Raw genomic sequence first — 20,440 nt, forward strand, 5'->3', positions numbered from 1 at the left:
GAATCAAACAAAGCGCATCAGTCGAGGTGTTCAATTGCTGACTATGCAGACCGCCACAAAAGGCGCATACCTGGCCGCGGAGCTCCGGCTCCCCACCAACTGGCTCGACTACACGATCCTCGGCATCTACTTCGTCGTAGTCCTCGGCATCGGTTTCGCGGCCCGGAGATCGGTGAAGACGAGCCTGGACTTCTTCCTCTCCGGCCGCTCACTGCCGGCCTGGATCACGGGTCTCGCCTTCATCTCCGCCAACCTGGCCGCCACGGAGATCCTGGGGATGGCCGCCAACAGCGCACAGTACGGCGCCTACACGGTCCACTGGTACTGGATCGGCGCCATCCCGGCCATGGTCTTCCTCGGCCTGGTGATGATGCCCTTCTACTACGGCAGCAAGGTGCGCTCGGTCCCCGAGATGCTCCTCCTGCGCTTCGACAAGTGGGCCCACCTGCTCAGCTCGGCCCTGTTCGCCTTCGCGGCCATCCTCATCGCCGGCGTGAACCTCTATGCCCTCGCGATCGTGGTCGAGGCCCTGCTGGGCTGGCCGCAGTGGGTGGCCATCGTCGTGGCCGGCGCCTTCGTCCTCGCCTACATCACCCTCGGCGGCCTGTCCTCCGCCATCTACAACGAGGTCCTCCAGTTCTTCGTGATCCTGGCGGCCCTGATCCCCCTGGTCTTCCTGGGCCTGAAGAAGGTCGGCGGCTGGGACGGCCTGACCGACAAGCTGACGGCGCAGCACGGGGCGAACTTCACCACGGCCTGGGGCGGCACGGGCATCGGCAGCGCCAACCCGCTGGGCGCGAACTGGCTGACGATCGTGCTGGGCCTCGGCTTCGTGCTGTCCTTCGGCTACTGGACGACGAACTTCGCGGAGGTCCAGCGAGCGCTGTCGGCGAAGAACCTTTCGGCGGCCCAGCGCACGCCCCTGATCGCCGCGTTCCCGAAGATCTTCATCGTGTTCCTGGTGATGATCCCGGGTCTGACGGCGGCGGCCCTGATCCCCGGCTTCGGCACCACCAAGTCCGGCTACCAGTACAACGACGCCATCCCGTACCTGATGGAACAGCTCCTGCCGAACGGCGTCCTCGGCATCGCGGTCACCGGCCTGCTGGCCGCCTTCATGGCGGGCATGGCGGCGAACGTCTCGTCCTTCAACACGGTGTTCACGAACGACATCTGGGCGAAGTACGTGCAGCGGGGCCGCGAGGACGGCTACTACGTCCGCTTCGGCCGCCTCATCACGGTGATCGGCGTCTGCGCGTCGGTGGGAACAGCGTTCCTGGCGTCCTCCTTCTCCAACATCATGAGCTACCTCCAGACCCTGTTCTCCTTCTTCAACGTGCCGATGTTCGTCGTCTTCATCGTCGGCATGTTCTGGAAGCGGGCGTCCGCGAAGTCGGGCTTCTGGGGCCTGCTGGCCGGCACGGTCGCGGCGATGGTGAACTACTTCTGGATCTACAAGCAGGGCATCATCGACATCCCCTCCGACCAGGGCGCCAACTTCGTCTCCGCGATCGTCGGCTTCGTGGCCGGTGCGGTGGTCATGGTCGCCGTGTCCCTCTTCACGGCCCCCAAGCCCGCCGGGGAACTCCAGGGCCTCGTCTACGGCACGACGTCCCCCGGCATGTCCGAGCCCCCCGCCGTCGGCGACGACGCCTGGTACCGCAGGCCGGCCCTGCTGGGCTGGGGTGCGGTGGTACTGGCGGCCGCCTGCTACATCCCGTTCTCGTTCTGATCCCGGAGGATTGAGACCATGTCCGAACACGACGTCCAGCGGGAAGTCTCCGAACTCCAGGCCGAGTCTGCGACGGCTGCCCGCATCTTCGACCTGCGCCGCATCATCGGCGGCCTGTTCGTCCTCTACGGCATCATCGTCACGATCGCCGGGATCAACCCGTCCGACGCCACCCTCGACAAGGCCGAGGGCGTCAACATCAACCTCTGGACCGGCCTCGGCATGCTGATCCTCGGCATCTTCTTCCTGATCTGGCAGAAACTGAAGCCGGTGGCACCGCCGCAGCGGGAGACACCTGAGGAGTAGAGGGTGCCGGGTGGGCTTGTGGGGCGAGTGCGGGTCCGTCGTGGCTGGCCGCGCAGTTCCCCGCGCCCCTAGGGGGTTGCAGTCACCTGCGCCAGGACGGGCCGTTCGCTACCTCGCGCGCCACCGGCGGACCGTTTGTCACCCCTCGCGCACTACGACGGGCCGTCAGTCGCGTACGGCGCGCAGGGGACGGGGTGGGGGGTGTCCGCCCGCAGCGGCCGGCGTCCGTCACCGAGCCCTGCTCAAGGAACAGCAACCGCCGGACCGAGGACGGACACCCCCCACCCCGGCCCCGACCCACCCACCGAACCGCACGCGCTACACAAGCCCCCACCGAAGCCGAACCAGGCCGCCGCAGGCATCAGGGGCGCGGGGAACTGCGCAAAACGCCCGCCCCCACCGGCCCGCAGACACCCGACCACCTACCCCGGCCCCACCGCCGGAGGCTGAGGCTGAGGCACAGGCCCCGCCCGATCCAGCAACCCCGTCCGCGCAGCCAACGCCGCCGCCTCCAACCGAGAACCCACCCCCAGCTTCATCAGCACCCGCTGCACATGCGTCCGGGCGGTGGACGGCGCAATCCCCATCCCCGCCGCGATCAGCCGCGTGTCCTCCCCGTCGGCCACCCGGACCAGCACCTCCACCTCGCGAGGCGTCAGCATCTGGAGCAACCGCTGCCCTTCGTCGTCCGGCTGGGCCGCTGGGTTCAACAGCTCACTGAACGCGCCCTGGAGCAACTGCGGAGCAACCGCCGCCTCCCCCGCACGAGCCTTCATGATCGCCCGCTCGACCCCCTCGATGCGCTCGTCGTGCCGCACATAGCCGGAGGCCCCCGCGGCGAACGCGGCGGCGATCCCGCGAGGACTCGGCACCGGTCCCAGCACCAGCACCGCCACCTGCGGCCGCTCCCGCTTGATCTTCACGACCGGGTCGAACATCCCCGGCTCGGCCGGCGTGGCCGTCCCCAGCAGGCACACCTCGGGCGCCCGGCTGATCACCAGCTCCGCCGCCCCCGCGGCAGGTGCCGCCGCCGCGAGCACCCGGTGCCCGCGCAGTTTCAGAGCCGAGGCCAGCGCCTCGGCGAGCAATCGGTGGTCGTCGACCACCATGAGCCGAACTCCCATCGAGCAACCCCCCAGTCCCCCCATGGATCCGCGTGAATGCCCCACTATGGATGCCCACCGATCCCCCCGGACAGGGGTCCCCACCCGGCTCCCCCGCCCTTCATGCCCCCGGAAGCTACACGCTTGTTCGACGTTGCGCTTCCCCTACCGGCGAGAAGTGCCCCGGATCGATGGAATTTCTGGGTTTCGCCTCATTCGCTCTTGAAAGACCCTCACGAGAGACCTCAGGCGTCCTCGGCGAGCTCCAGCCACCGCAGCTCCAGCTCCTCCCGCTCCCCGGCGAGGTCCCGGAGTTCGGCGTCGAGGGAGGCCACCTTGGCGAAGTCGGTGGCGTCGTCGGCGATCCGGGCGTGCAGCTTCGTCTCCTTCTCGGAGATCTTGTCGAGCTGCCGCTCGATCTTCTGGAGCTCCTTCTTGGCGGCCCGCTGATCGGCGGAGCTCCTCTCGGCGGCGGGCTTCTCCACGACGGGCGCCGAGGCGGCGGCGGCCTCCTCCATCCGCTGCCGTCGCTCCAGGTACTCGTCGATGCCCCGCGGCAGCATCCGCAGCGTCGCGTCCCCGAGCAGCGCGAAGACCCGGTCGGTGGTCCGCTCGACGAAGAACCGGTCGTGGGAGATGACGACCATCGAGCCGGGCCACCCGTCGAGGACGTCCTCCAGCTGCGTCAGCGTCTCGATGTCGAGGTCGTTCGTGGGCTCGTCGAGGAAGAGGACGTTGGGCTCGTCCATCAGCAACCGCAGCAGCTGCAACCGCCGCCGCTCACCACCGGACAGATCCCCGACCGGCGTCCACTGCTTCTCCTTGTTGAAGCCAAAGGTCTCGCAGAGTTGCCCGGCGGTCATCTCGCGCCCCTTGCCGAGGTCGACGCGCTCCCGCACCTGCTGGACGGCCTCCAGCACCCGCAGCGCGGGGTCGAGCTCCGCGACCTCCTGCGACAGATAGGCGAGCTTGACGGTCCTGCCGACCACGACCCGTCCGCCCACCGGCTGGGTCTCGCCCTCGGTGCGCGCGGCCTCGGCCATGGCGCGCAGCAGGGACGTCTTGCCGGCGCCGTTGACCCCGACGAGGCCGATCCGGTCACCCGGACCGAGCTGCCACGTCACATGCTTCAGCAGCACCTTCGGGCCGGCCTGGACGGTCACGTCCTCCAGCTCGAAGACCGTCTTGCCCAGCCGCGACGAGGCGAACTTCATCAGCTCGCTGCTGTCCCGCGGCGGCGGCACGTCGGCGATGAGCTCGTTGGCGGCCTCGACCCGAAAGCGCGGCTTGGACGTCCGCGCGGGGGCGCCGCGCCGGAGCCAGGCCAGCTCCTTGCGGACGAGGTTCTGCCGCTTGGTCTCCTCGGTGGCGGCGATCCGCTCGCGCTCGGCACGCGCGAAGACGTAGTCGGAGTACCCGCCCTCGTACTCGAAGACGTCGCCCTTCTGCACGTCCCACATCCGCGTGCAGACCTGGTCGAGGAACCACCGGTCGTGGGTGACGCACACGAGCGCGGACCGGCGCTCGCGCAGGTGCTTGGCCAGCCAGGAGATGCCCTCGACGTCGAGGTGGTTGGTGGGCTCGTCGAGGACGACCAGGTCCTGTTCCTCGATGAGCAGCTTGGCGAGGGCGATACGGCGGCGCTCGCCACCGGAGAGCGGCGCGATGACGGTGTCGAGGCCCTGCGGGAAGCCGGGCAGGTCGAGCCCGCCGAACAGCCCGGTCAGCACGTCGCGGATCTTGGCGTTGCCGGCCCACTCGTGGTCGGCCATGTCCCGGATGACCTCGTGCCGCACGGTGGCGGCCGGGTCGAGGGAGTCGTGCTGGGTGAGCACCCCGAGGCGCAGTCCGCCGGAGTGCGTGACGCGTCCGGTGTCGGCGTCCTCCAGCTTGGCGAGCATACGGATCAGGGTGGTCTTGCCGTCGCCGTTGCGGCCCACGACGCCGATGCGATCGCCCTCGGAGACGCCGAGCGAGACACCGTCCAGCAGGGCACGGGTGCCGTACACCTTGCTGACGTTCTCGACATTGACCAGATTGACGGCCATTTCTCTCCTGCCCAGGGGGATCGATCGACCCTCCAGGGTAGTCCGACCGCTAGGGCCCCATCACCGTCGCACCCGGCACCGGCCCCGACGCCGTACGCACCGCCCGGCACGTGCCGGAGGCGCGCAGTGCGTCCGCGATCTTCGCCGCGGACCCGGCGTCGCGGGCGAGGAACGCCGTGGTGGGGCCCGACCCCGAGACGAGCCCGGCGAGGGCGCCCGCGGCGCTGCCGGCCGCGAGGGTGTCGGAGAGTTCCGGGAAGAGCGAGAGGGCGGCGGGCTGGAGGTCGTTGGAGACGGCGGCGGCGAGCGCCTCCGGGTCGCCTGTGGCCAGCGCGTCGAGCAGCGCCTCGGAGGCGACGGGCGCGGGGACGTCGAGGCCCTCGGTGAGCCGGTCGAACTCCCGGAAGACGGCCGGGGTCGACAGTCCGCGTTCCGCAACGGCGAAGACCCACGAGAAGCTGCCGCCGACCTCCAGCGTCCTGAGCTTCTCCCCGCGTCCCGTCCCGAGCGCGGCCCCGCCCACCAGGCTGAACGGCACGTCACTGCCCAACTCGGCGCAGATCTCGAGCAGTTCCTCACGGGAGGCGCCCGTCCCCCACAGCGCGTCGCAGGCCAGCAGCGCGCCGGCGCCGTCCGCGCTGCCGCCCGCCATGCCGCCGGCGACGGGGATGTCCTTGGCGATGTGGACGTGCACGGCGGGGTCGAGTCCGCGGCGCTCCGCGAGGGCGATCGCCGCGCGGGCCGCCAGATTCGTACGGTCGAGGGGGACCTGGGCGGCGTCGGGGCCCTCGCAGGTGACGCGGAGCTCGTCGGCGGGCGTCACGGTCACCTCGTCGTGGAGGCCGACCGCGAGGAAGACGTTGGCCAGGTCGTGGAAGCCGTCGGGGCGGGCGGCGCCCACCGCGAGCTGGACGTTGACCTTGGCGGGGACGCGGACGGTGACGCTCACTGCTGGACCGGCTCCTTGTTCTCTGCGTGCTCTGCGATCCGTGCGAACTCCTCGACGGTGAGCGACTCCCCGCGGGCCTGGGGCGAGACCCCGGCCGCCACGAGGGCGCTCTCGGCGGCCGCGGCCGACCCCGCCCACCCGGCGAGTGCGGCCCGCAAAGTCTTGCGGCGCTGGGCGAAGGCGGCGTCGACGACGGCGAACACCTCGCGCTTGGACGCGGTCGTCTTGATCGGCTCGGTCCTGCGGGTCAGCGCGACGAGGCCGCTGTCGACGTTCGGCGCGGGCCAGAACACGGTGCGGCCGATCGACCCGGCCCGCTTGACCTCGGCGTACCAGTTGGCCTTCACGGACGGGACGCCGTACACCTTCGAACCGGGCGGTGCGGCGAGCCGGTCGGCGACCTCCGCCTGGACCATGACGAGGGTGCGCTCGATGCTCGGGAAGGTGTCGAGCATGTGCAGCAGCACGGGTACGGCGACGTTGTACGGCAGGTTCGCGACAAGTGCGGTGGGCGCGGGGCCCGGCAACTCGGTGACGTGCATGGCGTCGGCGTGCACGAGGGCGAAGTGCTCCGCACGGTCGGGCATGCGGGCGGCGACGGTGGCGGGGAGCGCGGACGCGAGGACGTCGTCGATCTCGACGGCGGTGACGTGGGCGGCGGCTTCCAGGAGCGCGAGGGTGAGCGAGCCGAGGCCCGGACCGACCTCCACGACCACGTCGTCGTCCCGGACGTCGGCGGTCCGCACGATCCTGCGGACCGTGTTCGCGTCGATCACGAAGTTCTGGCCGCGCTGCTTGGTGGGGCGTACGCCGAGCGCGGCCGCGAGTTCGCGGATGTCGGCGGGGCCGAGGAGGGAGTCTGGAGAGGGGCTGCTCACGTGGACAGCCTAGCTGCGGGCCGGTGGGGTCGGTCCCGCCCGCCTATCCGTGCAACCGAGCCCCGCAATGCGGCCAAGGGCTCGCCCCCTGCCGTACGTACAGCTTCTTCGCGCGGAGCGTCTGCTCCGCCGCGGGCGCGTCCTGGGGGCGGCCGGAGCCCCCGAGCGCCTGCCAGGTCCTCGTGTCGAACTGGTACAGCCCGCCGTACGTTCCCGAGGGGTCCACCGCGTTCGGGCGGCCCCCGGACTCGCAGTGCGCCAGGCCCTGCCAGTTCAGGTGGTCCGCGCCCCGCACGGACGTCGGCATCGGCTTCGTGCCCACCCTGACCACCTGCGTCCGGGGTTCCCGCACCACCTGGGCCCTGATCCGGCGCGGCTTCTGCTTCACGCCGTTGACGGTCCGCAGGGAGTACGTGACCCGCCGCACCCCCGGCACGCCCGCCTGCTCCACGACCTCCGTGCCCCTGAAGAGGGAGGCGTCCTCGCTCCGCCGCTCCCGGAAGGGGATCTGCTCCTCGCGCACTTCCCTGCTCCCGGTGATCCGCAGCACCGTGACGGTCTGCCCCTCGCGGGGGAAGCTCCCCGGCGCCACCGAGGTGGTGTCCATCCCCTTCAGCGTGACCCCGGCCTCCTCGACGGCCTCCGCCACGGTCGCCGCGTTCGTCCGGATCGTCCGTGCCCGGCCGTCGGCCATGATCGTCACGGTGCGCTCGGTCCGCACGTCCAGCGCGAGCCCTTCCCGCCCGATCCGCCGGGAGCGCGAGGTGGACACGTACGCGCCCTCCGCGCGCACCCCGAGCTGTTCGAGCGCCCCGTCCACCGTCCGTGCCGTGGTCCACACCTCACGCGGGTGCCCGTCGAGGGTGAGCCGCAGGGGACGCCCGTAGCGCACCGCGACCTCGTCCTCGCCGGCGAGTTGCTCACCGGGTGCGGGCGCGACCACGTCGTGCGCCCCGACCGCGACGCCCTCCTCGGCGAGCAGTTCGCCCACGTCGTCCGCGAAGGTGTGCAGGGTGCGCGGCCTGCCGTCGACGGTGAGCTCGATCGCCTTGTCCTTGGCGACGAACGCCGTAGTGCCGCCGGCTAGGAAGGCGACGACCAGCGCCTGCGGAAGCAGTCGGCGCATCGCGCTGTCCGGCCGCTGCGCGTACCGCGTCCTGTGCCGGCGCGCGGCTCGACGGCCCACCGCGGCCTGGCGCGGGAGGGGTGGCTCCGGCATCTCGTACGCGGCACGGTAGGTGTCCTCGTAGGGCCGCGTGCGGGCCATGTCCGGCGCCCCGTACACGCCGTAGTCGAGCGTCTGCGCGGTGTCCGGGCCGGCGGGCGGCGCGGCGGGACCGCCGTACGCCGAGGGCTGGTACGGCTCGGTCGGGCCGTACGTCTCGTAGGCCTTGTACGTCTCGTACTGCGAGTTGCTCACGACGACACGCTCCAGGGGTCCGGATCGGGCCCACAGAACCTAGCGGAGCGATCGTCACTCTCCAAAGCGACTCGGCTACCCGGAGTTACGTTCGAGGGTGTCAGTACCCGAAGGCGCGTGCGGTGTTGGCGGCGAGTGCCGTGGCCAACGCGTCCTCGTCGATACCGCGCACGGCGGCCATGGCGCGCACCGTGACCGGAATGAGATAGGGGGCGTTGGGCCGTCCGCGGTACGGCGCCGGGGTCAGGAAGGGCGCGTCCGTCTCCACGAGGAGGAGTTCCAGCGGGGCCACGGCCACCGCGTCCCGCAGGTTCTGGGCGTTCTTGAAGGTGACGTTGCCGGCGAAGGACATGAAGTATCCGGCGGCGGCGCAGATCTCCGCCATCTCGGCGTCCCCGGAGTAGCAGTGGAAGACGGTGCGCTCGGGAGCGCCCTCCTCCTTCAGCACGCGCAGGACGTCCGTGTGGGCGTCGCGGTCGTGGATGACGAGGGCCTTGCCGTGCCGCTTGGCCATCTCGATGTGGGCGCGGAAGGACGCCTCCTGCGCCTCCTTGCCCTCGGGCCCGGTGCGGAAGTAATCAAGGCCCGTTTCGCCGACGCCCCTGACCTGCGGGAGTGCGGCCAGGCGGTCGATCTCCGCGAGCGCCTCGTCCAGCGCTGGTGTGCCCCCCGCCTGCCGCGCGCCCTGCCGCGACCAGCCGTCGGGGTCGCCGTGCACGATCCGGGGCGCCTCGTTGGGGTGCAGGGCGACGGTGGCGTGGACGGCGTCGTACCGGCCCGCCGTCTCGGCCGCCCACTGCGAGCCGCGGACGTCGCAGCCGACCTGGACGACCGTGGTCACCCCGACCGACGCGGCTTTAGCGAGCCCCTCCTCCACCGTCCCGTCCTGCATGTCCAGGTGGGTGTGGGAGTCGGCGACCGGCACCCGCAGGGGCTCCGGGAGCGGCGGGGCCGCGTTCTTCTCGCGGGGGCTGTTCGAAGGCATGCCCCGATCCTACGAAAGGGGCATGCCCACCCGGATGGTGGAGCGGTCAGCTCGCCTTGCGCTGGAAGACGTGCAGCAGGTCGGCCAGGTGCCAGTGGTGCTCTGCGCCCGGCCCCGGTGCGGTGTCCCCGGCCGCCGGCGCCTCCACGGGCCCGGCGGGCGGCGTGCGGTGCTGACCGTGCGCCGCGTCACGGGCGGAGGCGACCCGGCCGGGCCGCATGATCCGTACGACGTGGTGGTCGCAGTTCGCGCACGTGGGCCTGGAGAGCGGAGAGGGCACGACCCGTCCGTCCACCACGTACTGCACGAACTCCCGGCCGTCGCCGTCGACGTGGTGCTCTATCTCGTACGACTGCTCCCATCCGTGCCCGCAGCGCATGCAGGCGAAGGAGTAGGACTCGTTGACGACAGCTGTCGCACCGGGGTGCCCTGCGATCTCGCTCATGCCAGCTCCTGTGTGTCCGCTGGTTCGAAGGACGGGTACGTCCCTCACCCCAGTGGACGCCTCCCGGGACACGATGGCGACAGGCCTGTCGACTGTTGGAGCCGATTTGGACCTTCCTTGCCAAACCGGCCCGCCGGGCGGCGCGGAGCTTTGCATTCCGAGACGTCGCTTTGCCCGCACATGGGGCGCACGCTCAGAAGTCATGCGCCCTGCTCAGAGGGGGTGTGACCCACCTCATGAAGGACGTCAGGCCGTGGCGTTCTTCGCCGCGACGACCGCATCGAAAACAACCCGCTTGGGCACTTGGGCCTCGACGGCCACCGCGGCGATCGCCTCCTTGCGGCGCTCCCCCGCCTCCTCCCGCACCCGCACCCTGCGCACCAGCTCCACGTCGTCGATCTCCCCGACCCCCTTCTCGGGCGCCCCCTCCACGACGACGGTGATCTCCCCGCGGACCCCCTCGGCGGCCCACTCGGCGAGCGCACCCAGCGCACCCCGCTTGACCTCCTCGTACGTCTTGGTCAGCTCCCGGCACACCGCCGCCCGCCGCTCCGCCCCGAACACCTCGGCCATGGCGGCGAGGGTGTCGTCGAGCCGGTGGGGCGCCTCGAAGTAGACCAGGGTGCGCCGCTCCTCGGCGACCTCCCGCAGCCGCGACAGCCGCTCGCCGCCCTTGCGCGGCAGGAACCCCTCGAAGCAGAACCGGTCAACGGGCAGCCCGGACAGCGCGAGCGCGGTGAGCACCGCGGACGGTCCCGGTACGGCGGTGACCCGGACGTCCTTCTCCACGGCCGCGGCGACCAGCCGGTACCCGGGGTCGGACACCGAGGGCATCCCGGCGTCGGTGACGAGCAAGACGCGCGCGCCGCCGAGGAGTTCCTCGACGAGTTCGGGCGTACGGGCGGCCTCGTTGCCCTCGAAGTACGACACGATCCGCCCCTTGGGCGTCACGCCGAGGCCCTGGGTCAGCCGCCGCAGCCGCCGGGTGTCCTCGGCCGCGACCACGTCGGCCCCGGCCAGTTCCGCCGCGAGCCGGGGAGGGGCGTCCGCGATGTCGCCGATGGGGGTGCCTGCCAGGACAAGGGTTCCAGTCACGTCCCCATCCTCCCAGCCGCGCCCCGAACCGGACGCATCCGCCCATGCACGGGACTCACACAGCGCCGTTCCTTACGATGGCGCGGTGACCAGTACCGCATCCTCCACGGACACCCGGCAGGACCAGGCCCCCCAGGACCGGCGGCCGTCGTGGCAGCAGAGGCTGCGCCGTTTCGGCTACACGCCCGAGGCCAGAAGCGACGTGCGCGAGCGCCTGGTGCCGCCGTTCGTCGCGCCCAGTCCACGGATGTGGCAGGTCCTGGGCGTGCCCGGGGCGCTCGCCGAGCGGGTCACGCGCTGGTCGGGCTGGCTGGGGCCGCTGCTGGTGACGCTGGTGGCGGGGCTGATGCGGTTCTGGAACCTGGGCAGCCCGAAGAAGGTGATATTCGACGAGACGTACTACGCGAAGGACGCGTGGGCGCTCGTCCACCGCGGCTTCGAGCTCAGCTGGGGCAAGAACGTCGACAGTCAGATCCTGTCCTCGAACGGGCACGTGGCGCTGCCGACGGACGCCGCCTATGTGGTGCATCCGCCGGTCGGCAAGTACGTCATCGGGCTCGGCGAGCTGATGTTCGGGTTCGACCCGTTCGGCTGGCGGTTCATGACGGCGCTGCTCGGGACGCTGTCGGTGCTGATCGTGTGCCGGGTGGGCCGCCGCATCTTCCGCTCCACGTTCCTCGGCTGCCTGGCGGGCGCGCTGATGACCGTGGACGGCCTGGCCTTCGTGATGGCGCGGACCGCGCTGCTCGACGGTGTGCTGATGTTCTTCGTGCTGGCCGCGTTCGCCTGCCTGGTCATCGACCGCGACCGGGCCCGGGAGAAGCTCGCGGCCGCGCTGCCGGTCGACGGCTACGGTCTCGTGCGCCCCGACGCACACATCGCGGACACCCTGCGCCTCGGTTGGCGCCCCTACCGCTGGCTGGCGGGCCTGCTGCTGGGCCTGGCCATGGGCACCAAGTGGAACGGACTGTTCTTCCTCATCGCGTTCGGCATCATGACGGTGCTGTGGGACGTCGGCGCGCGCAAGGTCGCGGGAGCCCGCCGCCCCTACGAGGCGGTCCTCAAGTACGACCTCGGCATCGCGTTCCTGGCCATGGTGCCGGTCGCGGTCATCACCTACGTCACCTCGTGGATCGGCTGGATCCTCTCCCCCGCGGACGGCACCGGCGGCTACTACCGCAACTGGGCGGCGACCGACGGCAAGGGCGGCAGCTGGACCTTCCTGCCCGACTGGTGGCGCAGCCTGATCCACTACGAGCACGAGGTCTACAAGTTCAACGTCGGCCTGTCCTCGCCGCACACGTACATGTCCAACCCGTGGAGCTGGATCGTCGACGCCCGGCCGGTCTCGTACTTCTACGAGTCCCCCACGCCCGGCACCGACGGCTGCCCGGCCGACGCGGGCGAGAAGTGCGCGCGCGAGGTCCTGGCCATCGGCACGCCCCTCCTCTGGTGGGCCGCCTGCTTCGCGATCCTCTACGTCCTGTGGCGCTGGTTCTTCCGCCGCGACTGGCGCGCCGGCGCCATCGCCTGCGGGATCGCGGCCGGCTACCTCCCCTGGTTCAACTACCAGGAACGCACGATCTTCTTCTTCTACACGATCGTCTTCCTCCCCTTCCTCTGTCTGGCCGTCGCGATGCTCATCGGCGCCCTCGTCGGCCCGCCACGCGCCTCCGACACCCGCCGCGTGGCAGGCGCCACAGCGGCCGGAGTCCTGGTCCTCCTGATCGCCTGGAACTTCATCTACTTCTGGCCCCTGTACACCGGCACGAGCATCCCGATCGACGACTGGCGGTCGCGGATGTGGCTGGACACGTGGGTCTAGAGCCCCGGCGTTCACATGTGTGATTGAGCACCTGCTTCGACGAATCAAGAAACTCCCACCCCGCCTGTCACACCTCCCGCTTAGAGTTCCCCCAACAACGGGGAATCGGGGAGGGGGCCACACCATGGCCAAGGGGGTGAAGGTCGCTGTCGTCAGCACGGTGTTCGCCGTGATGGTCGGCGGGGCCGGATACGGGGCGTACAACTTCGTGTCGGCGTTGAGCGACGACGGGAGCGGCGGGGTCGGGGACGCCAAGCGGAGCGGGCCGCCCGGTGACGACGAGATCAAGGCGGCCTCCGAGGACTTCTTCGCCGCGTGGGAGAAGGGCAACGCGGCGAGCGCGGCGGCGTTGACCAACAACAGCACCGCGGCCGAGGTGCTGCTGACGGCCTACGGGACGGACGCGCACATCGGTGACGTGCAGATCACGCCCGGCAGGGCGACCGGCGCCACCGTGCCGTACAGCGTGAAGGCGACCGTTTCGTACGACGGGAAGTCCAAGCCGCTGGCGTACCGGAGCAAGCTGACGGTCGTGCGCGGGGTGACCACCGGGAAGGCGCTGGTCGACTGGCAGCCCTCCGTGGTGTACCCGAAGCTCCAGCGGGACGACCGGCTCGTCACCGGCGCGTCCGCGAACCCGTCCATCGAGGCGGTGGACCGCAACGGCAAGGTGCTGACCAAGGAGAAGTACCCGTCGCTGGGCCCGGTCCTGGACGCCCTGCGCGAGAAGTACGGCACCGAGGCCGGCGGCACCCCCGGCATCGAGCTGGTCATCAAGCACCCGGACCAGAGCCCCGACACCTCGCTGCTGACCCTTGCCGAGGGCAGGGCGGGCAAGCTGGAGACCACGCTCAGCGCGACCGCGCAGGCCGCCGCCGAGAAGGCCGTCAAGCTGTACGGCCAGTCCTCGGTCGTGGCCGTCAAGCCCAGCACCGGTGAGGTGCTGGCCGTGGCCAACAACCGTACGGACGCCTTCAACGCGGCCTTCGAGGGCACCAAGGCCCCCGGCTCCACCATGAAGATCATCACCGCCGCGATGCTCATCGACAACGGCGTGACCTCGATGACCGGCCCCGCGCCCTGCCCGGACAGCGCCGTGTGGCAGGGGCAGACCTTCAAGAACCTCACGGGCATGCAGCCCAACGAGGGCGCCTCGCTCGCCAACAGCTTCATGCGGTCCTGCAACACCGCCTTCATCAAGCTGATCGACGAGAAGCCGCTCACCGACGAGTCGCTGACCCTGGAGGCCCAGAACCGCTTCGGGATCGGCGAGGACTGGAAGACCGGCATCGTCTCCTTCGACGGCAAGGTGCCCGCCGTCAGCGGTCCGGACCGCGCGGCGAACGCGATAGGCCAGGGCCAGGTCCAGATGAACCCGCTGAACATGGCCTCGGTGACGGCCACCGCGATCACCGGCGCCTTCCGCCAGCCCTACCTGGTCTCGCCGAAGCTCGACGACCGCGAACTGGCCACCGCCAAGGGGCTGCCGTACAACACCGCCTCCCAGCTGAAGCAGATGATGCGGCTGACCGCGACCCAGGGCACGGGGGCCAAGGCGATGGCGGGGCTCGGCGGGGACATCGGCGCGAAGACCGGTTCCGCGGAGGTCGACGGACAGCAGGTGTCCAACAGCTGGTTCACCGGTTTCCGCAACGACATGGCGGCGGCGGCCATGACCGAGGAGGGCGGCCACGGCGGCGACGCGGCGGGCCCGATTGTCGCAGCTGTGCTACGAGCCGCCGGCTGACGTCACCCGGTCCGGACAGGGACTCTAGGCTGTTGCCGTCGTTGGGATGGATGAGGGCGACGAGGACCCTGGGAACTGGCGGAGGAAACGAAAGCCGTGGGCAGCAGAAGGCGCGTCGCCGAGCGACGGAAGACCAAGCCCGCCGTGATCGGCGGGATGATCGCCGTGGTCGTCGGCGGCGCCGGCTTCGGCGTCTACGCGCTGTACGGCGCCGGGGCGGCGGCCGACGACCGGACGCAGAACACGTCCACGTCGGCCGAGGACCACAAGCCGAAGGTCAAGACCGGCCCGCTGTCGGCGACCGAGGTCACCACCACCGCGACGACCTTCCTGACCTCCTGGCAGCAGGGCAAGGTGAGCGCGGCCGCCGCCTCGACGAGCGACAGCGCGGCCGCCACCGCCCTCCTCACCGGCTACACCAAGGACGCCCACATCACCGGCGTCACCCTCACCCCGGGCCCCCGCACCGGCGACAAGGTGCCCTTCTCCGTGAAGGGCACGGTGTCGTACAAGGGCCTCACCAAGCCGCTCACCTACGCCGGTTCCCTGACCGTCGTCCGCGACACCGCCACCGGGAAGCCGCGGGTCGCCTGGACCGCCTCGGTCGTCCACCCCGACCTGAAGGACGGCGACACCCTGGTCACCGGCGAGTCCGGCACCCCGCCGATCAAGGCGGTCGACCGGGACGGCGGCGAGATCACCGAGGCCACGTACCCGTCCCTGGGCACGGTGCTGGACGGGCTGCGCGAGAAGTACGGCAAGAAGGCCGGCGGCAAGGCGGGCATCGAGCTGCGGGTGATCCGCGGCAAGGGCTCCAAGTCCTCCGACAAGACCCTGGTGGAGCTCAGCAAGGGCACCCCGGGCACGGTGAGGACGACTCTGAACCCGACGCTCCAGGCGGCGGCCGAGGCGCAGGTCGCCAAGCAGGCCAAGTCCTCCGTCGTGGTCCTGCGCCCCTCGACCGGTGAGATCCTCGCGGTGGCCAACGCGGGCCACGGCTTCAACACCGCCTTCCAGGGCTCCCTCGCGCCGGGCTCCACGATGAAGGTCATCACCTCCTCGCTGCTCATCGAGAAGGACCTCGCGTCGCCGGACAAGCCGCACCCGTGCCCCAAGTACTTCACGTACGGCGGCTGGAAGTTCCAGAACGACGACAAGTTCGAGATCAAGGGCGGCACCTTCAAGGCGAGCTTCGCCCGCTCCTGCAACACCGCCTTCATCAGCCAGGCGGGCAAGCTGGACAACGACAGCCTCACCAAGCAGGCCCAGCAGGTCTTCGGCCTGTCCATGAACAACTGGGCCATCGGCGTCCCGTCCTTCGACGGCTCGGTGCCGGTGCAGAGCGCGGCCCAGAAGGCGGCCTCGCTCATCGGCCAGGGCGCGGTCCGGATGAACCCGCTGAACATGGCGTCGGTCTCCGCCACCATCGAGTCGGGCACCTTCAAGCAGCCCTACCTGGTGTCCCCCTCGGTCGACCACCGCACCCTGGCCACCGCCTCGCGCACGATGTCCGCGGGCACGCTGTCGCAGCTGCGTGAGCTGATGGCGTACACGGCGGGCTACGGCACGGCGGCCGAGGCGATGTCCGGGGTCTACGGCAACGTCGGCGCGAAGACCGGCTCCGCGGAGGTCGACGGCCAGAAGAAGCCGAACGGCTGGTTCACCGCGTACCGGGGCGACCTCGCGGCCGCGGGCGTCGTCCAGGCGGGCGGCCACGGCGGCGACACGGCGGGCCCGATCGTGGCGGCCCTGCTGAAGATGGGCGGCTAGCCCCGTACGGGTGCCGCGGCCATGTACGTCCGCCGCAGGAACCTGAGCAGGGTCTTCTGCTCGAACTGCACCACCGACACCCCTTGCGGCGAGTGGAACTCCACCACGGCCTGCACCCGCCCGCACGGCCACACCCGCACCTCACCGGTGCCGACCGGAGCCCTGAGGCCCTGCTCGAGGAGTGCCCGCGAGAAGGTCCACTCGTGTGTGCCCGGCAGACCGATCCGTACCGAGCGGGGGTCGGTCTCCGGGTCGTAGCGCAGGACCACCGGGACCGCCTCGTCCTCCGCGATGTCCACGTCCGAAACGATATGGGCTCGCGCGTACTGTTCGACTACAGACATCGTGACGGCCCTCTCACGCTGCGTGACCTGTGCGGAAGCTGTGCATCCATTCATTCCCCAGCGTCGCACATTTCCTGTGTTCCGCCCCCTGAGCCGAAAGCTTGCGACTTGCTGTTCGTCGCACGACTCTCTTGCAAAGAGTTCGCAACAAGCCACTATCATCGAAGTGTGCATGTGCCTGACGGATTCATAGACGCCCCCATCTCGGCGGCGACCGGCGTGGTCGCCGCGGCCGCCGTCGCGGTGAGCCTGCGCGGTGCCCGCCGTGAACTGGACGAACGCACCGCGCCCTTGGCGGGCCTGGTCGCGGCGTTCATCTTCGCCGTGCAGATGCTGAACTTCCCCGTCGCCGCGGGGACCAGCGGACATCTGCTCGGCGGGGCGCTGGCAGCGATCCTCGTGGGCCCGTACACAGGGGTCCTGTGTGTGTCCGTGGTCCTGCTCATGCAGGGCATCCTCTTCGCGGACGGCGGCCTGACCGCGCTCGGCGTGAACATCACCGACATGGCCGTCGTCACCACGGTCGTGGCGTACGCCGTCTTCCGCGGGCTGGTGAAGGTGCTCCCGCGCAGGCGCGGTTCGATCACCGCCGCCTCCTTCGTGGCCGCCGTGCTCTCCGTGCCCGCCGCGGCCGTCGCCTTCACTCTGATCTACGCGATCGGCGGCACCACCGACGTCTCCATCGGCAAGGTCGCCACCGCGATGGTCGGCGTCCACGTCCTCATCGGCATCGGCGAGGCGGTCATCACCGCGCTGACCGTCGGTGCCGTCGTCGCCGTACGCCCCGACCTGGTGTACGGCGCCCGCGGCCTCCAGCAGAAGCTCAAGCTGCGGGTCGGCGGCGAGCTGGTCGACGTACCGGACACCGCGCCCGTCACCGCTGCCCGGTCCCACCGCAAGGTGTGGATCACCGGCCTGGTCACCTCCCTGGTCCTCGCCGGATTCGTCAGCTTCTACGCCTCCGCCAACCCCGACGGGCTGGAGAAGGTCGCCGCCGACAAGGGCATCGACGCGAAGACCGAGAAGCACGCCACCTCCAACTCCCCGCTCGCCGACTACGGCGTGAAGGACGTCGAAAACGCCCGCCTGGCCGGGGGGCTGGCGGGCGTGATCGGCGTCGGCGTCACCGTCGTCGCGGGCAGCACGGTGTTCTGGGTGGTCCGCCGGCGCCGCAGCGCCGACACCACTCCCGTGAGCACGGGCGTCTGACATGGGCGCCGATGGGGGTACCTCCCACACGTTTAGTAGTGGGGGAGCGCACAAGCTCTACCGGCACGGGCACTCGCCCGTGCACGCCCTGCCGCCGCACACCAAGCTCGCGGCGGTCTTCGCCTTCGTGGTGGTCGTCGTCTCGACCCCGCGCGAGGCGATGTGGGCGTTCGGCCTGTACGCCGCCCTCCTGGGCGCCGTCGCGTACGCCGCGCGCGTGCCGGCCGGCTTCCTGCTGAAGCGGCTGCTGATCGAGGTGCCGTTCGTGGCGTTCGCGGTGCTGATGCCGTTCGTCGCGGAGGGCGAGCGGGTCGAGGTGCTCGGGATGTCCCTGAGCGTCAGCGGCCTGTGGGGCGCGTGGAACGTGCTGGCCAAGGGCACGCTGGGAGTCGCCGCGTCGGTGCTCCTCGCCTCCACCACCGAACTGCGCGAACTGCTCCTCGGCCTGCAACGGCTCAAGCTCCCGCCGCTCCTCGTCCAGATCGCGTCCTTCATGATCCGCTACGGCGATGTCATCACCGACGAGATGCGGCGGATGCGGATCGCGCGGGAGTCGCGGGGGTTCGAGGCGAGCGGCGTCAAGCACTGGGGCGTCCTCGCGAAGTCGGCCGGGGCGCTGTTCATCCGCTCCTACGAGCGCGGCGAGCGCGTGCACCTGGCCATGGTCAGCCGGGGGTACGCCGGTTCGATGCCGGTCATCGACGAGGTGACCGCGTCCCGGGCGCAGTGGTCGTACGCCCTCGCGCTCCCCGTCGCCGCCCTTGTCGTCTGCGTGTTGGGATGGGCCCTGTGAGCACTGCTTCCCTGGAGGTCTCCGGCCTCGCGTTCGCCTACCCCGACGGGCACCAGGCCCTGTTCGGCGTGGACTTCTCGATCGCGCGCGGCGAGCGGGTCGCGCTGCTCGGCCCGAACGGCGCCGGCAAGACGACCCTCGTCCTGCACCTCAACGGCATCCTGAGCGGCGGGGTGGGCACGGTGAAGGTGGCCGGGCTGCCCGTCGGCAAACAGCACATGGCCGAGATCCGGCGCCGGGTCGGGATCGTCTTCCAGGACCCCGACGACCAGCTCTTCATGCCGACCGTGCGCGAGGACGTGGCGTTCGGTCCGGCGGCGGCCGGGCTCAAGGGGCCCGAGCTGGAGGCACGCGTGCGTACCGCTCTGGAGCGGGTCGGCATGGCGGACTTCGCGCAGCGGCCCCCGCACCACCTGTCCTTTGGCCAGCGGCGCCGGGTGGCGGTGGCGACCGTGCTGGCGATGGAGCCGGAGATCCTCGTCCTCGACGAGCCCTCCTCCAACCTCGACCCGGCCTCCCGCCGCGAACTCGCCGACATCCTGCGCTCGTTGGACGTGACGGTCCTGATGGTCACGCACGACCTGCCGTACGCGCTGGAGCTGTGCCCGCGCTCGCTGATCCTGAGCGAGGGCACGATCGCCGCGGACGGGAAGACCGCCGAGCTCCTCGCCGACGACGAGCTGATGCGCGCCCACCGGCTCGAGTTGCCCTTCGGATTCGATCCGCGGTCCGTGACAATGGGCGCGTGACGAACGAAGAGGACGCCGGCTCACTGCTCCTTGACGACCAGTTGTGCTTCGCGCTGTACGCGGCCCAGCGCGCGGTGACCGCCGCGTACCGGCCGCTCCTCGACGAGCTCGGGCTCACCTATCCGCAGTACCTCGTGCTGCTGGTGCTGTGGGAACGCGGCGAGACGACGGTGAAGGAGCTGGCGACCGCCCTGCGCCTCGACTACGGCACCGTCTCGCCCTTGCTGAAGCGGCTGGAGGCGGCGGGGCTGGTGCGCCGGGAGCGCGCGACGGCCGACGAGCGCTCGGTGCTCGTGGCGTGCACGGGACGCGCGGAGGAACTCAGGGAGCGCGCGACCTGCCTCCCGGGCGCTCTCCTCGCGGCGACGGCTCTCGACGGCACGGAGGCCGCGCGGTTGCGCGAGGAGTTGCGGCGGCTCGCGCAACGGGCGGACGCGGCGATCGAGCGCCCCCACTGACCTCCTGTTACCCCAAGTCACTACCCCCTGGTAACCCGGTACTGACCTACCGGCCGGTACCTTGTGCACGATGTACTTGCGCGCACTTCTCCGGGGGGAGACCAGCCATGCTTGAGGAAACCGTCGTCGACACCCGGCCGACGAAGATCATGTACGTCGCCGAGGCCACCGCCCACGGCGGCCGGGACGGCTTTGTCACCAGCCAGGACGGCCAGATCGAGCTGAAGGTCGCGATGCCCCCGGCGCTCGGCGGGGACGGCAACGGCACCAACCCGGAGCAGCTGTTCGCCGCCGGGTACAGCTCCTGCTTCCACAACGCGCTGATCCTCGTCGGCAACCGCGAGGGCTACGACCTGAGCGGTTCCACGGTCGCCGCCAAGGTCGGCATCGGCCCCAACAAGCACCACGGTTACGGCCTCGCGGTCGCCCTGAGCGTCTCCCTCCCGATCCTCGACCCGGGCCTCGCGGCGAAGCTGGTGGACGCCGCCCACGAGGTCTGCCCCTACTCGAACGCGACCCGCGGGAACATCGACGTGACGATTCTGCTTGGCTGAGAGAGGCAGCGAGCGACAGCAGGAGGAGCA

General features: G+C 70.7%; 19 protein-coding genes. 10 read left to right on the plus strand and 9 right to left on the minus strand.

Annotation, left to right across the window (positions count from 1 at the left end; all coding sequences use genetic code 11):
- The first annotated feature begins 43 nt into the window (after positions 1 to 43).
- Both ABZT02_RS15930 and ABZT02_RS15935 read left to right on the plus strand, forming a co-directional pair.
- Positions 44 to 1,732, plus strand: a complete 1,689-nt coding sequence (locus ABZT02_RS15930; protein WP_356018643.1) for a sodium:solute symporter family protein — start codon at positions 44 to 46, stop codon at positions 1,730 to 1,732.
- An 18-nt stretch (positions 1,733 to 1,750) separates the two neighbouring features.
- Positions 1,751 to 2,038 (plus strand): hypothetical protein, encoded by a 288-nt coding sequence (locus tag ABZT02_RS15935; protein ID WP_356018294.1) that lies wholly within the window; start codon positions 1,751 to 1,753, stop codon positions 2,036 to 2,038.
- Between the two features lie 422 nt (positions 2,039 to 2,460).
- Here ABZT02_RS15935 and ABZT02_RS15940 read toward each other — a convergent pair whose 3' ends face one another.
- From ABZT02_RS15940 to rsmI, 8 genes are all read right to left on the minus strand, one after another.
- Complete coding sequence (locus ABZT02_RS15940; RefSeq protein WP_356018296.1) at positions 2,461 to 3,162, minus strand: LuxR C-terminal-related transcriptional regulator; 702 nt, start codon at positions 3,160 to 3,162, stop codon at positions 2,461 to 2,463.
- A gap of 224 nt (positions 3,163 to 3,386) precedes the next feature.
- A complete protein-coding gene (locus tag ABZT02_RS15945) occupies positions 3,387 to 5,189 on the minus strand; it encodes an ABC-F family ATP-binding cassette domain-containing protein (RefSeq protein WP_356018298.1) in 1,803 nt (600 codons plus the stop codon).
- Between the two features lie 49 nt (positions 5,190 to 5,238).
- Positions 5,239 to 6,138: a 4-(cytidine 5'-diphospho)-2-C-methyl-D-erythritol kinase gene (locus ABZT02_RS15950; protein WP_356018300.1), complete on the minus strand. Its 900-nt coding sequence runs from the start codon at positions 6,136 to 6,138 to the stop codon at positions 5,239 to 5,241.
- Entirely contained in the window at positions 6,135 to 7,016 is an 882-nt protein-coding gene (gene rsmA / locus ABZT02_RS15955) for a 16S rRNA (adenine(1518)-N(6)/adenine(1519)-N(6))-dimethyltransferase RsmA (RefSeq protein ID WP_356018302.1), read from the minus strand. The genes ABZT02_RS15950 and rsmA overlap by 4 nt, the downstream gene beginning before the upstream one ends.
- 43 nt (positions 7,017 to 7,059) lie before the next feature.
- Positions 7,060 to 8,436, minus strand: coding sequence for a ubiquitin-like domain-containing protein (locus tag ABZT02_RS15960; protein WP_356018305.1), 1,377 nt, complete (start codon positions 8,434 to 8,436; stop codon positions 7,060 to 7,062).
- A 100-nt stretch (positions 8,437 to 8,536) separates the two neighbouring features.
- Positions 8,537 to 9,421: a TatD family hydrolase gene (locus ABZT02_RS15965; RefSeq protein ID WP_356018307.1), complete on the minus strand. Its 885-nt coding sequence runs from the start codon at positions 9,419 to 9,421 to the stop codon at positions 8,537 to 8,539.
- 46 nt (positions 9,422 to 9,467) lie between these two features.
- Positions 9,468 to 9,866, minus strand: a complete 399-nt coding sequence (locus tag ABZT02_RS15970) for a hypothetical protein (protein WP_356018309.1) — start codon at positions 9,864 to 9,866, stop codon at positions 9,468 to 9,470.
- A gap of 246 nt (positions 9,867 to 10,112) precedes the next feature.
- Positions 10,113 to 10,961, minus strand: a complete 849-nt coding sequence (gene rsmI / locus ABZT02_RS15975) for a 16S rRNA (cytidine(1402)-2'-O)-methyltransferase (protein ID WP_356018311.1) — start codon at positions 10,959 to 10,961, stop codon at positions 10,113 to 10,115.
- Between the two features lie 85 nt (positions 10,962 to 11,046).
- On the opposite strand from rsmI, the gene ABZT02_RS15980 reads away from it, so the two are divergent.
- From ABZT02_RS15980 to ABZT02_RS15990, 3 genes are all read left to right on the plus strand, one after another.
- Positions 11,047 to 12,786, plus strand: a complete 1,740-nt coding sequence (locus ABZT02_RS15980; RefSeq protein ID WP_356018313.1) for a phospholipid carrier-dependent glycosyltransferase — start codon at positions 11,047 to 11,049, stop codon at positions 12,784 to 12,786.
- A gap of 124 nt (positions 12,787 to 12,910) precedes the next feature.
- Positions 12,911 to 14,533 carry a penicillin-binding transpeptidase domain-containing protein gene (locus ABZT02_RS15985; protein WP_356018316.1) on the plus strand — a complete coding sequence of 541 codons (1,623 nt, stop codon included), beginning with the start codon at positions 12,911 to 12,913 and terminating at the stop codon, positions 14,531 to 14,533.
- Between the two features lie 96 nt (positions 14,534 to 14,629).
- A complete protein-coding gene (locus ABZT02_RS15990) occupies positions 14,630 to 16,303 on the plus strand; it encodes a penicillin-binding transpeptidase domain-containing protein (RefSeq protein WP_356018318.1) in 1,674 nt (557 codons plus the stop codon).
- Here the strand turns inward: ABZT02_RS15990 and ABZT02_RS15995 are convergent.
- Positions 16,300 to 16,647 carry an SsgA family sporulation/cell division regulator gene (locus ABZT02_RS15995; protein ID WP_356018321.1) on the minus strand — a complete coding sequence of 116 codons (348 nt, stop codon included), beginning with the start codon at positions 16,645 to 16,647 and terminating at the stop codon, positions 16,300 to 16,302. The genes ABZT02_RS15990 and ABZT02_RS15995 overlap by 4 nt on opposite strands.
- Positions 16,648 to 16,815: 168 nt before the next feature.
- On the opposite strand from ABZT02_RS15995, the gene ABZT02_RS16000 reads away from it, so the two are divergent.
- The 5 genes from ABZT02_RS16000 to ABZT02_RS16020 all read left to right on the plus strand — a co-directional run bounded on the left by ABZT02_RS16000 (position 16,816) and on the right by ABZT02_RS16020 (position 20,410).
- Entirely contained in the window at positions 16,816 to 17,856 is a 1,041-nt protein-coding gene (locus tag ABZT02_RS16000; protein ID WP_356018323.1) for an energy-coupling factor ABC transporter permease, read from the plus strand.
- 1 nt (position 17,857) lies between these two features.
- Positions 17,858 to 18,649: a cobalt ECF transporter T component CbiQ gene (gene cbiQ, locus ABZT02_RS16005; RefSeq protein WP_356018325.1), complete on the plus strand. Its 792-nt coding sequence runs from the start codon at positions 17,858 to 17,860 to the stop codon at positions 18,647 to 18,649.
- Positions 18,637 to 19,398 (plus strand): ABC transporter ATP-binding protein, encoded by a 762-nt coding sequence (locus ABZT02_RS16010; protein WP_356018328.1) that lies wholly within the window; start codon positions 18,637 to 18,639, stop codon positions 19,396 to 19,398. Before cbiQ ends, ABZT02_RS16010 begins: the two co-directional genes overlap by 13 nt.
- On the plus strand, positions 19,395 to 19,856 hold the full coding sequence (locus ABZT02_RS16015; protein ID WP_356018330.1) for a MarR family transcriptional regulator: 462 nt from the start codon (positions 19,395 to 19,397) through the stop codon (positions 19,854 to 19,856). Before ABZT02_RS16010 ends, ABZT02_RS16015 begins: the two co-directional genes overlap by 4 nt.
- Before the next feature lie 107 nt (positions 19,857 to 19,963).
- Entirely contained in the window at positions 19,964 to 20,410 is a 447-nt protein-coding gene (locus ABZT02_RS16020) for an organic hydroperoxide resistance protein (protein WP_356018332.1), read from the plus strand.
- Positions 20,411 to 20,440 lie beyond the last annotated feature (30 nt).

This window comes from Streptomyces sp. NPDC005402 (assembly GCF_040606575.1).
Lineage (GTDB): Bacteria > Actinomycetota > Actinomycetes > Streptomycetales > Streptomycetaceae > Streptomyces.

Bases quoted from the DNA above. Each gene is read 5' to 3' on its own strand.
- ABZT02_RS15935 (WP_356018294.1), top strand. From the start codon at position 1,751: ATGTCCGAACACGACGTCCAGCGGGAAGTCTCCGAACTCCAGGCCGAG.
- ABZT02_RS15940 (WP_356018296.1), bottom strand. From the start codon at position 3,162: ATGGGAGTTCGGCTCATGGTGGTCGACGACCACCGATTGCTCGCCGAG.
- ABZT02_RS15970 (WP_356018309.1), bottom strand. From the start codon at position 9,866: ATGAGCGAGATCGCAGGGCACCCCGGTGCGACAGCTGTCGTCAACGAG.
- ABZT02_RS16020 (WP_356018332.1), top strand. From the start codon at position 19,964: ATGCTTGAGGAAACCGTCGTCGACACCCGGCCGACGAAGATCATGTAC.
- ABZT02_RS15965 (WP_356018307.1), bottom strand. From the start codon at position 9,421: ATGCCTTCGAACAGCCCCCGCGAGAAGAACGCGGCCCCGCCGCTCCCG.
- ABZT02_RS15930 (WP_356018643.1), top strand. From the start codon at position 44: ATGCAGACCGCCACAAAAGGCGCATACCTGGCCGCGGAGCTCCGGCTC.
- ABZT02_RS15985 (WP_356018316.1), top strand. From the start codon at position 12,911: ATGGCCAAGGGGGTGAAGGTCGCTGTCGTCAGCACGGTGTTCGCCGTG.
- ABZT02_RS16010 (WP_356018328.1), top strand. From the start codon at position 18,637: ATGGGCCCTGTGAGCACTGCTTCCCTGGAGGTCTCCGGCCTCGCGTTC.
- cbiQ (WP_356018325.1), top strand. From the start codon at position 17,858: ATGGGCGCCGATGGGGGTACCTCCCACACGTTTAGTAGTGGGGGAGCG.
- ABZT02_RS15945 (WP_356018298.1), bottom strand. From the start codon at position 5,189: ATGGCCGTCAATCTGGTCAATGTCGAGAACGTCAGCAAGGTGTACGGC.
- ABZT02_RS15995 (WP_356018321.1), bottom strand. From the start codon at position 16,647: ATGTCTGTAGTCGAACAGTACGCGCGAGCCCATATCGTTTCGGACGTG.